The organism is Candidatus Chlorohelix allophototropha, from assembly GCF_030389965.1.
Lineage (GTDB): Bacteria > Chloroflexota > Chloroflexia > Chloroheliales > Chloroheliaceae > Chlorohelix > Chlorohelix allophototropha.
In genome coordinates, this window is the sequence record NZ_CP128400.1 from 229,967 (window position 1) to 244,374 (window position 14,408).

General features: G+C 47.9%; 11 protein-coding genes. 2 read left to right on the forward strand and 9 right to left on the reverse strand.

The window, feature by feature from the left end:
• Positions 1-2,148 carry an NHLP family bacteriocin export ABC transporter peptidase/permease/ATPase subunit gene (locus tag OZ401_RS13780; protein WP_341471046.1) on the reverse strand — a complete coding sequence of 716 codons (2,148 nt, stop codon included), beginning with the start codon at positions 2,146-2,148 and terminating at the stop codon, positions 1-3.
• Positions 2,148-2,972 (reverse strand): biotin/lipoyl-containing protein, encoded by an 825-nt coding sequence (locus OZ401_RS13785; protein ID WP_341471047.1) that lies wholly within the window; start codon positions 2,970-2,972, stop codon positions 2,148-2,150. Before OZ401_RS13785 ends, OZ401_RS13780 begins: the two co-directional genes overlap by 1 nt.
• A 263-nt stretch (positions 2,973-3,235) precedes the next feature.
• Between OZ401_RS13785 and OZ401_RS13790 the strand changes: the two genes are divergently transcribed.
• Complete coding sequence (locus tag OZ401_RS13790; RefSeq protein WP_341471048.1) at positions 3,236-3,949, forward strand: HAD family hydrolase; 714 nt, start codon at positions 3,236-3,238, stop codon at positions 3,947-3,949.
• Between the two features lie 108 nt (positions 3,950-4,057).
• Here the strand turns inward: OZ401_RS13790 and OZ401_RS13795 are convergent, their stop codons facing one another.
• From OZ401_RS13795 to OZ401_RS13820, 6 genes are all read right to left on the reverse strand, one after another.
• Positions 4,058-6,277, reverse strand: coding sequence for a hypothetical protein (locus OZ401_RS13795; protein WP_341471049.1), 2,220 nt, complete (start codon positions 6,275-6,277; stop codon positions 4,058-4,060).
• 64 nt (positions 6,278-6,341) lie between these two features.
• Positions 6,342-6,800, reverse strand: coding sequence for a hypothetical protein (locus OZ401_RS13800; protein WP_341471050.1), 459 nt, complete (start codon positions 6,798-6,800; stop codon positions 6,342-6,344).
• A gap of 21 nt (positions 6,801-6,821) precedes the next feature.
• Positions 6,822-7,382 (reverse strand): hypothetical protein, encoded by a 561-nt coding sequence (locus OZ401_RS13805; protein ID WP_341471051.1) that lies wholly within the window; start codon positions 7,380-7,382, stop codon positions 6,822-6,824.
• Positions 7,383-7,551: 169 nt separating this feature from the next.
• Positions 7,552-10,815: an isoleucine--tRNA ligase gene (gene ileS, locus OZ401_RS13810; protein ID WP_341471052.1), complete on the reverse strand. Its 3,264-nt coding sequence runs from the start codon at positions 10,813-10,815 to the stop codon at positions 7,552-7,554.
• Between the two features lie 33 nt (positions 10,816-10,848).
• Positions 10,849-11,484 carry a LysE family translocator gene (locus tag OZ401_RS13815; RefSeq protein WP_341471053.1) on the reverse strand — a complete coding sequence of 212 codons (636 nt, stop codon included), beginning with the start codon at positions 11,482-11,484 and terminating at the stop codon, positions 10,849-10,851.
• Between the two features lie 394 nt (positions 11,485-11,878).
• Positions 11,879-13,135: an MFS transporter gene (locus OZ401_RS13820; protein WP_341471054.1), complete on the reverse strand. Its 1,257-nt coding sequence runs from the start codon at positions 13,133-13,135 to the stop codon at positions 11,879-11,881.
• Positions 13,136-13,247: 112 nt separating this feature from the next.
• Between OZ401_RS13820 and OZ401_RS25920 the strand changes: the two genes are divergently transcribed.
• Positions 13,248-13,439: a hypothetical protein gene (locus OZ401_RS25920; RefSeq protein ID WP_342399015.1), complete on the forward strand. Its 192-nt coding sequence runs from the start codon at positions 13,248-13,250 to the stop codon at positions 13,437-13,439.
• Positions 13,440-13,545: 106 nt separating this feature from the next.
• Here OZ401_RS25920 and OZ401_RS13830 read toward each other — a convergent pair whose 3' ends face one another.
• Positions 13,546-14,283, reverse strand: coding sequence for an SDR family oxidoreductase (locus tag OZ401_RS13830; RefSeq protein WP_341471055.1), 738 nt, complete (start codon positions 14,281-14,283; stop codon positions 13,546-13,548).
• Between the last annotated feature and the right edge of the window lie 125 nt (positions 14,284-14,408).

Genomic DNA, 14,408 nt, shown 5'->3' on the forward strand with positions numbered 1-14,408 from the left:
CTATTCCGTCGCAATCAGGCGTGAATAAGGACCTTTAACATTCTTCATCTGTTCGTGAGTGCCACGTTGTACGATTTTACCTCTCTCCAATACGATAATCTCATCACAATCTCGAATTGTGCTGAGTCGGTGAGCGATAATCAGGCAGGTACAGCCGCGACGACGCAGGTTTTGATCTATCAAGCTTTCTGTTACCGGGTCTAGCGCGCTAGTAGCTTCATCCAGTATCAATACTGCCGGATTTCCCGCTAAAGCGCGGGCTATTTCAAGGCGTTGGCGTTGACCACCGCTAAAATTTACGCCTTCTTCGGCTACATTTGAGGCATACCCTCCGGGGCGAGCAGCAATTTCATTGTGTATTCCCGCATCTTTGGAAGCCTGAATCACTTGTTGATCAGGTATAGTAGGATCCCACATTGTTAGATTGTCGCGTACCGAGCCTTCAAACAGGAATATGTCCTGATCTACAACTGCCAATGAGTTTGTAATTACGCTGCGGGGTATGTCGGTACGGGGCTTGCCGTCAAACAATATCTCGCCTTCCCACGATTGGTAAAGACCCGAAACCAGTTTTGCAACGGTAGATTTACCGCTCCCACTGCCCCCCACCAACGCTACCCGGCTGCCGGGTTGAAGCGTCAGGTTAAAGTTTTCTATTAGAGGCGACTCCAGACGACTGTAACCGAATTTCAAATTCTTTAATTCCAGATATCCGGTCAGCCTAGGTTGTCGCTTGGATTGGTCACTCCAATCTTCCTTTGCATCCAATGCGGTATCCGCTTTATTGCCAAGCACGTCATCCAACCGCTTTAGTCCGCCCTGTACATCTTGCAAAGTGCTACCCAAGTCCACTAATTTGTTTACCGGCGCAAGAAAAGCGTACATCAAGCTTTGGAAGGCTATCAGCATGCCGATACTCAATTGACCTTCTATTACTTTCATACTACCCAAGGTTAGAATGGCAGTAGTATTCAAGGCAGTCAGCAAGGGTGGCACTATGGATAGATATTGGGTGTAAACCGCCATTTCCTGACGCGCTCTTGCCAGTTTTGCCTGATAGCCTGCCCATCGGGAGAAGAAATCCGACTCGCGTCCGATCGCTTTAAGGGTTTCGATAGTGTACAAACCCGACATCGCTACGCCGGTCATTTTCCCGGATTCCTGTAATACTCTCTGGTTAAGGTCAACTCTCTTTCGCGCTACATAGCGCAAGGCTACTATATTCAAAAAGGCGAAAAATATACCCACCAGAGTCAGGAGTGGATCGTAGATAAACATCAGAATAGCGTAGAAAAAAATTGCGATAATATCAAGGAAGGTGGATGCCAATCTGCCAGATAACAGATATGCCACCTGATCATTTATCGAAACACGCCCACCGATTTCACCGGCATAGCGTTGCAAGTAATACTCCATCGGCAAACGTAAAACATGCCAGAGAAATTTACCCGACATGCTGGCAGCAAGTTTGGTTTCCAGCCTCAAAAGATAATACTCGCGTACCCATGTTAAAGCGGCAGTGAGCAATAATGTAGCCACCATTCCCAGCAAAAGAGGTACTAGCCAGGAATTTAATTCTCGAACGAGGTAGTAATCCACAAAGATGCGGGTAAAAGATGGTACTATCAAACCCGGAATAACTAAGCTTAACCCTGCCAAAATCACAAAAAGCAAGGCAGAACCAGAACCAATAAGGCGACTACGCAAAGCTGCCACTACATCGAATTTCTTTCCACCTTTGTGAAATTCGGCGGTTGGCTCAAATGTCAGCACTACCCCGGTAAACGACTCGTCAAACTCTTCTGACGTAACCGCATAGGGACCACTGGCAGGGTCATTCAGAAATACTTTGCCGTTGCTAAAACCTTCCACCACTAGAAAATGGTTAAATTTCCAGTGGACTATAACTGGCATCTGCATTTCAGGCAGGCTTTGTGGCTCTTTTCGAAAGCCCTTTGCGGTTAGCCCATAGGTACGTGCCGCTTTAACCACGTTGCTTGCCTTGCTGCCATCGCGCGAAACGCCACAAGCAACTCTTAATTCTTCCAGAGGAACCCATCGTCCTAAATATGCCAAGATAATGGCAAGCGCGGCTGCACCGCATTCCACGGCTTCCATTTGCAGCACAGTGGGGGTTTTGACCCGCATCAGTTACCCTCCTGCTGGAATACAGGCAATATCAGGGTAATCGGACGTTGCTCGCCAAGCACCAGATTCGCGCTTGCAAGCGTTCCGCCGGTAAGTTTAAGATGCGGACCACTTCCGGTTGTCCATTTAAATTCGCTAAAAGTAGAATCTTTTTCGAGCGCTACGTCAACCCTGATTAATGGTGCGCCGGAAGCCAGCGCCTCAACCAGTTCGCGGCTTTTAAGCTGAACCAATAGGCTTTGCGCCGAAACCGGAAATTGTGAGACTAAGCTTACTGTACCCAAAAGGAAACCAGATTCTTCTGCGCGAACCGAGGAAGGGGAAAGCTGCACCTTCATGCCGGGTTTTATCCGTTTGCCATCGCCTAGCGATACGAAAACTACCCCTTGTAAAGGTTTGCCGCTCAATTCAATATTCACTACCGAAGCTAACGCCTGAAGGGGAGAGCCTTTTTCCACCAGCACATCCAGCACAGTTCCATCGCCCGGACTGCGTAGCTCAACGTCTGCGCCCGATTGGTTCTTGATTTTGGCAATAACCTGCCCATCTTTTACCGTATCCCCGGAACGCACGCTGATATCAGTTACAAATCCGGCATCGGGTGTGGTGACTTCTTTTATCGCATCTGGGCTGTAAAGAAGTCCAGTACCTCGCAATACGGTAGGAATACTGCCAAAAATTGCCCAGACAAGTGCGATTACCAAAACTAATGCCAACCCGGCAAGGGCTATCCAACCGCGCCTTTCTGTAACCCTGATTGTTTTATCTAGGTCTTCAGGTGTAGAGAGCTTATTAAGCGCGTTCTGACGGAAAATATTAGACATATAATAACTCTCGGCTTGATTTTAATTTTTGAACTTTAGCTAATTGTTGAAGAGGTATAGTGTGCTATCACTCGATATGTCTAGCATACACTTTATCTTATCAGGCTGCGGCAAAGTGTCAACCCCTTTATCATCTTATTTTAATTATTGATCAGAAATTTTTGAATCTTGTGTATAAACTAAGTTGCACGAATAGGGTTTAAGCCTTATCATTTAGAAGGTCTTATCAATTACCGTACAAATGATGAGCCAGAAGGTAAAGGATGTTTGAAGGTATTATTTATGAGCTTGATGGCTTGATGGTTGATACCGAATTGACCCACATTCGTGCATGGAGCGAATGTGTGCAAAAATTCAATGTTGAGCTAAGCGAAAATTTATTATTGGATTTATTGGGCAAACGTACTTTTGATATTGCCGATTATATACGCCATCGTTATAATCTGCCGGTAAGCCCCATCGAGCTTCATGAAAGTTGGCGTGAAATATTCATGCAACTGGTAGAAGAAAAGCTTGAACCAAAACCGGGCTTGATAGAATCCCTTCAAATGTTCAAGGATTATGAGTTTAAGTTGGCGATAATCTGCACCGGACCACGCGACTATTTATACTATGTATTAGAAAACTTGGGGCTTGATGAAGCGTTCGATGTGATTGTAGCCGGTGATATGGTTCAACAAGGTTATCCTGATCCAACTTTTCATATAGCTTGTGGTGAAACTTTTGCGCTGCACCCTTCTTCTGTACTATCGTTAACCTGTCGTAGAGATGGCGTGGAAGCGGCAGCCAACGCCGGAATGAAATCTATTTGCATTCCCGGCTACCATACCCCACGCTGGCGGGCAATGGGCGCAAGCCTTGTATTATCCAGTCTAGGAGAACTGAATCTTTCAATCATCCGTTCACTCTGGACAGAACCTAACTCAGATTTTGGTCCACGTCCACAGCCACAGCTTTTCCCACATCGCAACCGTTAAGTCTTACAACTTAAGATTAGGCGATGCTAAAGCGTAGGGCATTCATCCCACATTCCAGTGGAACTAAATTCCAAAATTTACACGAAGATTAAAAGCTTGCCTTTGCGCTTAATAGAAATAGTAGGTGATACGTTCCAACCAGAAAGACAGCGTATCCACCAGTTGAAAGAGGAACAACGCCCCTACCAGCACTACCCCTGCCTTGCCACTGCGCCAAATTCTGCCGAGGAAAGCGCCCGCCGCCAGCGCCACCAACGGCAAAAGATAAAGCTGATAGCGAGTTTCTAAATTTTGCACCCGTTCCATTGCGGCAAACGCGACAGAGGTTAAAGCAAGCGCCAGCAATATCACTTCTGCCGGGTTGAGTCCGCGCTCCCATTTTTCCTGTTGCGCCCGCCGTACAAAGTAACTTATCGTCCAAAGAGCCATTCCACCAAAAGCTGCTAGCAGCACAGGCAACCCGAAGAAAAGCCGCATATCACTATAAGTTCTTTGCAAGGCAGAGAAAATTTCAAAGGGTTGGCGCGGCTTGGCAGTTGGCACAGGTGTACTGCCGAGCATCCCTCCAAAGAAATTGCCGATCAGGTTAAAGTAATTGTAATAATACAATAGTAGCGCCAGCAGAAAGCTCACCACAAAGACCCCTGCTAGGTATAGCGCGTTGCGCCTACCAAGTTGCCCTCCAAATAACGTCAGCAACCCTATCAGACATACCATAAAGACATTGGTAAACAGGAATGTGCCATAGTGGCTCAGATAGGTGATGGTAAGCGCCAGCACCGGCACAATATAAACCCCTGCCCGTACCAAATAGGGTGAAAAGCGCGTCAGCCGCAAACGCAACCGATCCCCCCAACGCTTCAATACACGGTTTAACGCTGGTAATTCGGAAGTATCTTCAAGGCTATGGGGCTTTCGGCGGCTTATAGGGAAATTGGGGATTCGGAAGTAATAAAGCGCACCACAGATTACACAGAGCAGCACTAAAAACATCCACTCTCCGAAAAGATTAGTGTGGTTTCCTTGCGAAAAAATCAGATACGGATATTTATTGATAGCGTAAAATCCTGCCGCTACTATCCCTACCCAGTTTGTACCTACTTCAAACTCTTGCTCGGATTTCTCACTGATAGGGTTTTCTTTATTGCCCAATTGGTTAGGAACGCTTCGTATCAGGCTAGCTAGGTAATAGACCATATACACCCCGCTGGCTTGCAAAAGGCTTCCCGCAAACTTGAAAAGCATCTCAAAAGACTCGCGCCGCGAATCAAGCAGCGCGGTGAAAGGCAGTAATCCGATGTAATAGGCGGGAGGGTAGGGTGCAGGTTGCCCGTTCGGTAGCTCTGGTGAGAAAATCAGCGAACCACGCATAACACGCGCTTGCAAGTTGTTGACATTTAAGCCGATGTCGCTAGAAGTAAACTGCGGATGAAGTTGTCCGCCAAACAACAAGACAAATGAGAGCAAGAAAAATAAAGCAAGCCAGCCCGATTCTCGGCTAGAAACTACCACTCCCAACCCGCGATATAGCAAAGGGGCAAAACGCGCCAGCACCCACACCATTACCAAAGCAAATAGAGCAAACCGCAAAACATCCAACGGTATGAAAGTGGTCAAGCTTAGGCGATCGGTTATAATCCAAAATCCCAAACCGCCGACCATTCCTGCCCCTCCCAACAACGCAAATAGGGTTGGCAAACCCGTAGCCAGCAAGGTTAGTACACCTAGCACGGTTAGGATAATCAAGGGAATAAAAGTATCATCGGGCGGACGCACACCGGGATTAAGAAAAGCGGGTTGGCTTGGCTGTATCTTAACCCAATCCAGCAGCAACCCCAATTTGCGAGGATCGCCCTTTGGATCCCAAGTGCTACTTTCAAGGCGGATGTGTAAATTGCCATCCTTGAAGTAATCTGCCGGAACAGGAAAAACGATTTCTTTCCACTCGCGGGGGGGCGGGGGTTGGGTTAATTCCGGAGATATTTGCTTATCGCCCACGAAAATTTGAAATTGAGGGTCGGGATTTTCCGAGCTGAAGATTCGCATGGTGATGGTGAGAGGTTGCGAACCGATACCGGGCAAATCTATCAAGCTGCGAGATTTGGTATAACGGTAATCAAGGTCGCCGGGTTTACGGGCGCTTTCGGGGGGTTCGCGGGTAAAAAAAGAGGATTCTACCAGAAAAGGTCTATCGAGGCGAGAACCTACCTGAATAAAATAATCAGGTTTGGTCTGGTAGGCAAGACCGTAAGCGATCATCGCCAGAAAAAAAACCGCCACGAGTGTGGCGCATCCTAAACCTGCACTTACCCTACGCTGTTCGTCCAACCCAAATCCCGCTAGATTTAATACGTTTTTGCCGTCAAAAAGCCTCGGAAATCACCGCATTATACTACAATTTTGCGCGTCCCATCAGGTAAATACGCACCGCAAAGGCTTCTAACCCGCCTATCATCAGGTTAAACAACAGTATAAAACCAAGTTCCACTCCTTTAGCAAGAGTTAGATTGGAAAATGGCAGCGGGCGCACCGGCAAGATTGCAACCATCACCAGCCCGAAAAAAACCATCACCAGCGACAACCCCAGTAACGTTGCCCCCAATCCAAAATTTAGCTGGCGGTTTACTACCGCATCTGCCACCAGTTCCGGGTCGCCCGATTCTATCACTTTGGCATGTCGCGGGTTGGCTAGACCACGCAGCAGCATTACACCCAGTGCGCTACCAAGCCAAATAGAAAGCGAGGCTTGGGTCGGGTATAGCCCTTTGATAATACCAACGAGAATATCAACCGGCAGCAAAGCCAGTAGAGCGGCAGGCAGGAAATGGTCAAGAAAGCGCGGAATATTCACAAAAATCCCTCGACAAGTCTGTCAGGCTTTATGGCGCGACATCACGGTATAGGTATTGGCAAGAGAAAGTTGTTTACCCGATTGTGAAACAAAGAGATAATCGTTATCGGTAGCCGGTTTCTCTTTGAGGTAATCAGCTAGAGGGCCGCTTTCAAGGTGCTTCTTCAAGCGAATATCGCTCTCAAGGTCGCGGGTAGTAAGTTTGATAATGGTAGGTATTTTGAAACCTTCAGCTAGCAGAACTTTAATAGCTTCATTGCGAAGTAAGGTGTTTTCTTGCTTGGAACGTGCCGCTTTGGCGGCTATCTCATGATAATATTCATCGCCGTAGCGTTCGCGGGTAGTTTCGCCACCTTTCTTGCGCCGTTCCCGGTATTCTTCGGAGTGGCGAGACATGGTTACAGAACCGCCCTTTGAACCGATTTCTCGATAAAACTCGCTATCCTGAAAGCGACGTTTAGTGGATTGCCCACCTTTACGCCCTGCTCTTACATGATAATTATCATTATTGGTTAGGCTTGTTTCTGGATTAATATCATTTGGGTCATTTATATTTTTGATTTTTTCATTGGTTTTTGCCATTTTTACGCTTCCCTCATAGTTCTAAATCCAATTTTACATTTTATAGTTTGATTTGCTGGTTGATTAGCTGTATATAGGATAATTTATAATTGCTTCCGGGTCAAGCAGGAACGGTTCGTTTGTACTCGGATTGGGATACGAACCGCCCCCACTTATTGTTCCAAGTTGATCAGTTCTTGACCAAACCAAGCTTGAGACTTGCCCCATCTATATCAAGTAGCTGAGTAAACGCACCTTCGGGTGCATCACCCACCTGTAGGGCGCTAGATAGAGTTTCGCTCATTATATAGCGCGCGCTTTCAGGGTCGGCAAGGGTTTCGATCAAATCCGCCAGAGTACCATCACTATCTTCTACCACCGCATAGTAAGTGGAGATGGTATCGCTGATATTAAATCCGGCATCCTTGCGCGCCTGCTGAATGAAACGCACCATGTCGCGCATAGTACCTTCACGCTTCAGTTCCGCGCTGATGGTCTTGTTGAGGGCAACCAAATAGCCGCCATCCTCAATAACCGCATAGCCCTCTTTTTGTTTGGCTTCGACCAACAATTCGTCCGGTGTTAACTCAATCGTTTCGCCATCCGCCAACACTACGCTGATATTCTGCCCCGCTTTGACCTTAGCCGCTACCTCGCTACCGTCCACCGTTGCTAACGCTTTTTGCACCTCCGGCAATTTCTTGCCGAGCTTTGGACCTAACAGCTTGAAGTTGGCTTTGATGACGAAGTTCATTATTTCGCTGCCCGCTTCTACCAGCTTCATCTCCTTGACGTTTAACTCTTCTAGCACCTGCTGCTTGAAGCGTTCCAGACCAACCTGCTCTCCGGGGTTGCGCGGTTTAACCAGCACTTCCAGCAAGGGCTGCCGTACTTTGAGCTTTGAGACGCTGCGCGCAGCACGACCGAGACTTACCACCTTTATGACGCTAGCGGTATCCTTCAAAAGTTGCTCATCTATCAGGTTCTCATCCGCCACCGGATAATCGGTAAGATGTACGCTTTCCGGCGCGTTCGGGTCAAGCGATAACACTAGATTGCGATAGAGCGCCTCGCTAACAAAAGGCGTGAAGGGTGCGCTCAGTTTCGCAACCGTCACCAGCGCAGTATAAAGCGTTTGGTAAGCTGCCAATTTATCGGCATCGCCCTCGCTTTTCCAGAAGCGGCGGCGGTTGCGGCGCACGTACCAGTTGCTCAGGTCGTCCACGAAGTTTTCGATGGCGCGGGCAGCCCCCGTAACATCGTAATCATCCATCATTGCCGTTACATCGCGTATAAGCGCATTCAAACGCGCCAAGCACCAGCGGTCTATTAATGGAAGTTCGCTCACCGGGATTTGTTCCGCTTGCAGGTCAGGCTGATCCAGATTCGAGTAAGTCACAAAGAAGCTGTAGGTATTCCACAACGTCAAGAAATAACGCCGGATACTTTCACTCACCAAATCTTGGCTAAAACGGCGCGGTTGTCCCGGCGGAGTGGCGGTATAGAGATACCAGCGCAAAGCATCGGCACCCTGCGTATTCACCACATCCCAAGGGCTGACCACATTTCCCTTGCTCTTGCTCATCTTCTGACCTTCGCCATCAAGGATATGCCCCAAACAGATGACATTCTTAAAAACGTTCTGCTCGAATAGCACCACCCCTAGCGCGTGCAAGCTGTAGAACCAGCCGCGGGTTTGGTCAACTGCCTCACAGATGTAATCCGCCGGAAAATCTTTGGCAAACTCTTCCTGATTCTCGAAAGGATAGTGTAGTTGCGCATATGGCATCGCGCCCGACTCGAACCACACGTCCACCACTTCAGTAAGGCGGCGCATTGTGCCACCTTCCGCGAAAGGCGAGGGATATGTTACTTCATCCACATAGGGACGGTGCAAGTCAAGTTGGCTCAAATCGCGTCCAGTTTTTTGGCTCAGTTCCGCCACGCCACCGATACACTCGTATTGTCCGGTTTTGTCGCAACGCCATATCGGCATCGGGCAACCCCAATAGCGTTCGCGGCTGAGCGCCCAATCCACATTATTTTCAAGCCAATTCCCGAAACGCCCTTCCCTTATGTGGTCGGGATACCAGTTTATCTGGCGGTTGGTACCAACCAGCGTTTCCTTGAATTGAGTCGTGCGGATATACCAGCTTGACTTGGCGTAGTAAAGCAAGGGCGTATCGCAACGCCAGCAGAAAGGATAATTGTGTTTCACCCGTCCGCTTTTCCACAGCAAGTCGCGTTCTTTCAGGTCGCGGGTGATGTCGGGGTCGGCTTTCTTGTAGAATTTGCCCTCAAATTGCGGGAAAGCGTTTATCACATTGCCGGATAAATTAACCGAGAACAGGGTGGGCAATCCTGCCTTGCGTCCCACATCCAAGTCACCATAGGCAGGCGCGATATGCACCAGACCAGTACCATCATGGTCAGAGGGGTTTATCTCTACGATTTCATCGTTGAGGGTGTAGTAAGCATGGCTAAGGTCGATTGCCTTGCCGCCATCACCCACGCCACTATAGAGCGGTTGGTATTTGAAGCCTACCAACGCTGAGCCTTTGGCAGAACCTCGCACCGTCCAACGCGCCTCGCCATTTTCATCTTTCTGCGCCCCAAAGAGATTACCTGCCAGCGCGTCCGCCACTATCAGGCATTCCTCGCCCAAATCAGCCAGCACATAATTCCCGTCCGCTTTTAGGGCAACGGCAGCGTTGGCAGGCAACGTCCAAGGGGTAGTAGTCCATATCATGAAGGAAACGGGTTTGCCGCCCGCATCGAAAGGCAGCCGTTTAGCTTCTTCTTCGCTCAGGCGCATGCGCACATACACCGAAGGGTCGTCCACATCGTCCTTGAAACCCTGCGAAACTTCGTGGTCGGCGAGGCTGGTATTGCAGCGCGGACAGTGCATCGTCACTTTATAGTCTTGGAATAGTAGATTTTTATCCCACAGGGTTTTCATTATCCACCAGCAGGACTCGATGTAGTTATTTTCGTAGGTGACATAGGCTTTATCCAAATCCACCCAAAAACCGATGCGCTCGGTCAGTCGCGCCCATTCCTGTACATATTCCCACACAGATTGTTTGCATAGTTTGTTAAATTCGGCGATGCCGTATTTTTCGATGTCTTGTTTTCCGGTAAAACCGAGCTTCTTTTCCACTTCCAGTTCTACGGGTAAGCCGTGTGTATCCCAACCACCCCGGCGAGGCACATAATAACCCTTCATGGTTTTATAGCGCGGGAAAAGGTCTTTGAAAACACGCGCCAGCACATGATGAATACCGGGGCGACCGTTTGCAGTTGGCGGTCCCTCATAAAAGACGTAGCGCGTTCCATTTTTTCGAGCTTCCAGTGATTTTTTGAAGATGTCAGATTGTTGCCAGAAATCTAATACTTCTTCTTCCAGTACCGGAAAACTGGCTTTTGTATCCACTTCTTTAAATATTTTTGCCATTTGGTATCCTTCTCAATTCAAGTTTAGTATTTTTTATTTATGTTCGGCAAAAAACAATTGTGCGCCAAAAGCGATAAAAACGCTGCCAAATACCCAGTTTTGCACCTTAACCACATTGCGGTTTCTCTTTAATAGCGCGGCGGCATAACTGGCAGCCAACGCAATTCCCAACCCAACGAGTGTTACCACCAGCGTAAAGATGATGCCCAGAAACAATATCTGCCCGGTGACTTCGCCACGCTCTGGTCTGACGAACTGCGGTAGAAAAGCCATAAAGAAAAGCGCCACTTTGGGGTTTAGCACTGCCGCCGTCAACCCCTGATAGATGAGTGATTTGGAACTGGCATCAACGCGGTTCTCGTCCTCTACATCCAGCAAGGCGGCTTTGCTAAGAATAGTTTGCAAGCCCAGATAAATCAGGTACAACGCCCCTGCTATTTTGATAATATCAAAGGCAACCGGCACAGCCAGCAACAAAGCCGACAAACCAAACGCCACCGCCACCGCATGTAAATACAAGCCCAAACCGGAACTTATGGCAGTTACCAACCCCGCTTTGAAATTCTGGGAGACGGTGCTGGAAATAATCAGAATCATAGCCGGTCCGGGCGTAATCGCCAGCACAAAAGAGGCGAAAGAAAAAGCCAGTAAAGTTGTAAATTCAGGCATAATGATTAATCCTGTAGCGTTAAAATATCATTTAAACTAAAAAAGCCCGCCCCTTGATATTAGGGACGAGATTCTGCATAAACCCCGCGTTACCACCCTGCTTGGTTTGCCTGTACATGTTACGGCAAGCCCGCTCTGCCGGATGCGTGTTCACACCCGCGCCACTGGTAACGGGTGGCGTACCCGGTTTAGCCTAAACCCCCGTTAGGATTCAGCAAACGGCTCAGGAGTGATTTTCAGTCGGGCTTCCGCGTCCCTTCTCACCATTGGGGACTCGCTGTTAGCTTCCGCAAGCGACTTACTCTTTCCGTCACAGCCTTTTATGCTTATATACTTGGTTGTATTTTACGCTTACCAAATTATTTTGTCAACTTGAAATACAAACTTTTCCGCTTCAATGATTTTTCTCAAAGCGATAATCGCGTAACTGACGCGCATAGTACGAAATAGATAGCACCACCAGCATACATGCTATGCCTCCGCTCACCACCGAGAAAGGCGCACCCGCCGCCTTTGCCACAATTCCCGCTTCCATTTCGCCCAGTTGCGGTCCGCCCATAAAGAAAATCATGTTGATGGATTGCATCCGACCGCGCAACTCATCCGGCGTGACCAGTTGGGCGATAGTCTGGCGCAATACCATGCTCACGGTGTCCGCTGCGCCTGAAAGAGCCAAAAAAAGCATAGATAGCGGAAACCAGTTAGAGAAACCAAACAGGATAATAGAAAGGCTGTAGATAAATACCGCCACCAGCAGCACTATGCCCGGTTTCTTCAAATTCTGTACATTCACCCAGCCCATTACCAAACTACAAAGTAGCCCCCCAATAAACTCGGAAGCCGACAGCAAGCCAAACCCGACTTCATTGCTGTGCAGCACTTCAGTGGTTATGACCGGAAGCAATAACCGGGAAGTGCCAAAGAAAGTAGCAAAAAAATCCAGCAGCATGATAGACACCAGAATTTTTTGTTTCCAGACAAAGTGAATGCCCTCGAAGGCTGCTTTCACGCTCACCCTGTTTCCGCTTTTTACTATCGGGCGATGCTTAATCAGTAGCAGGGCGAGGGTAACTGCTAGATAAGAAACCGCATCAATTATATAAGCCCCTTGCAAACCAAAAATTGCGATTATTGTTCCGCCAAGCCCAGAACCCAAAATAATACTAATCTGGAAATTGACCGTATTGAGGCTCATGGCGTTACCCAGTTGCGTACGTGGCACCAGCGAAGGAATAAGCGCGGAATAGGCAGGGCGTTCAAAAGCATTGGCTATCGAAGTCATTATGGTGATACCGTATATCCACCATACCGTTACCACCCCGGTTACTGTAACCAACGCCAATACAGCCGAAAAAAACAACAGAATTGTTTCGGTTACAAGCAATAAGCGGCGGCGATCCTTAGCATCGGCGGCGGGGCCACCGATGAAAGAGAAGAATATCAACGGCACTATTCGGCAGATTCCGATCAGACCTAGTTGTAACGGGTCATGGGTCAGAACGTAGATTTGCCAGCCTATTGCCGCCAAACGCATCTGAGTGCCGATTTGAGAAACAAGCTGACCAAACCACAACAAACGATAATCACGATTTGCCAGAACTTTATAGGGTGAAGTTTTACGAGCAGGCGCATTTGTTGGTGAGAGCGACATTATTTTTTTCTAGTACGAGCATTATTAGATACGATTAATAAAAGCTTACCATATATTTAGTAAAATTGGTATTTCAATACGAGAAAAGCCATAGACCAAAGCACACAGGCGGTTGCAAGAAAGGAACTGCCCCTATAAAACGTTTCTCAAGGGGGTGTGGGTAAGGGCGGGACTGGATGGGCTTTTTGTAGCGATTGGACACAGACCTAACACTGCTATCTTCAAGAATTGGCTGGAGATGGACGAGCGAGGCTCTCTGAAAGTCAGCAATGAAAGACCCGGCAATAGCGCTGTCATAAGTTGATAACGCAAAGGGCGGTTTATGACCGCCTTTATTTTATGTAAAGTAAAAGACAAGGGGTATTAAGCCCCTTGTCTAGTTACAATCTTTCTTGAAGCGGGTAAAATAATCAGGAAGCCAACAGTTCCTTAACAATCTTCTCGCGCTTATTCGGCTTTACCGAAGAGTAGTCAAGCAAATCGTAAATGTGGCTTTGCATCTGAGAAGTCCAAAGGCTGCGCACCATCGTTAGAGCCACATCCTCACGATGTACTCTACCGAGAATATTAAAGCCATCATCGCCGCTTAAACGGCTTTCCGCCAATACCGGACGACGCTTTGCGCCCGAAGGCAATTTCAACTCCTCATCTGAATCTACCAGACCACCGGGGCGAATGATCGTATATGGTAACCCACTTTTAACCAAATACTCTTCAGCTTGCCATTTTGGGTAGAACGGGATACTGAAAGGATGCAAGAGGCTGCGATCCTGATGTACTCCCATAGTGGAATTGAGTATATAGTGCTTAACCCCTTCGGCTCTGGCAGCATCAATCAGGCGTTTGTTGCCAAAATAATCTACTTGCTTTAACCCGTTCGAATTGCTGAACATCTGGCGCGTACCAAGCGCACTAATAATCGCCGTAACGCCTTTAACCGCTTTGGCAAAGGTTTCAGCGGTTGTTTGGGGATTTGCTACATCTATTATAAAAACCTCAACCCCTAGCTTTGCCAGAATTTCGCCCTTTTTGTTATCACGCACCAAAACGCGGGTTTTGATACCTTCATTGACCAGCGCTCTTACCACCCGCCTGCCGACTCCTCCGGTTGCCCCTGCCACCAGAACTAGACCATCATAGTTTGCCATTGCAACTTCCTTTTATGTATTATGCATCTGCATGCTAATTATTTATACAAATCATTGACAATTCTTTTATAAATTAAATATGTCTACTATAGAGTATTACCTAAGAGAGTTTAAAACAAGTGATA

Bases quoted from the DNA above. Each gene is read 5' to 3' on its own strand.
- OZ401_RS13830 (WP_341471055.1), bottom strand. From the start codon at position 14,283: ATGGCAAACTATGATGGTCTAGTTCTGGTGGCAGGGGCAACCGGAGGA.
- OZ401_RS13815 (WP_341471053.1), bottom strand. From the start codon at position 11,484: ATGCCTGAATTTACAACTTTACTGGCTTTTTCTTTCGCCTCTTTTGTG.
- OZ401_RS13805 (WP_341471051.1), bottom strand. From the start codon at position 7,382: ATGGCAAAAACCAATGAAAAAATCAAAAATATAAATGACCCAAATGAT.
- OZ401_RS13820 (WP_341471054.1), bottom strand. From the start codon at position 13,135: ATGTCGCTCTCACCAACAAATGCGCCTGCTCGTAAAACTTCACCCTAT.
- OZ401_RS13790 (WP_341471048.1), top strand. From the start codon at position 3,236: ATGTTTGAAGGTATTATTTATGAGCTTGATGGCTTGATGGTTGATACC.
- ileS (WP_341471052.1), bottom strand. From the start codon at position 10,815: ATGGCAAAAATATTTAAAGAAGTGGATACAAAAGCCAGTTTTCCGGTA.
- OZ401_RS13780 (WP_341471046.1), bottom strand. From the start codon at position 2,148: ATGCGGGTCAAAACCCCCACTGTGCTGCAAATGGAAGCCGTGGAATGC.
- OZ401_RS13785 (WP_341471047.1), bottom strand. From the start codon at position 2,972: ATGTCTAATATTTTCCGTCAGAACGCGCTTAATAAGCTCTCTACACCT.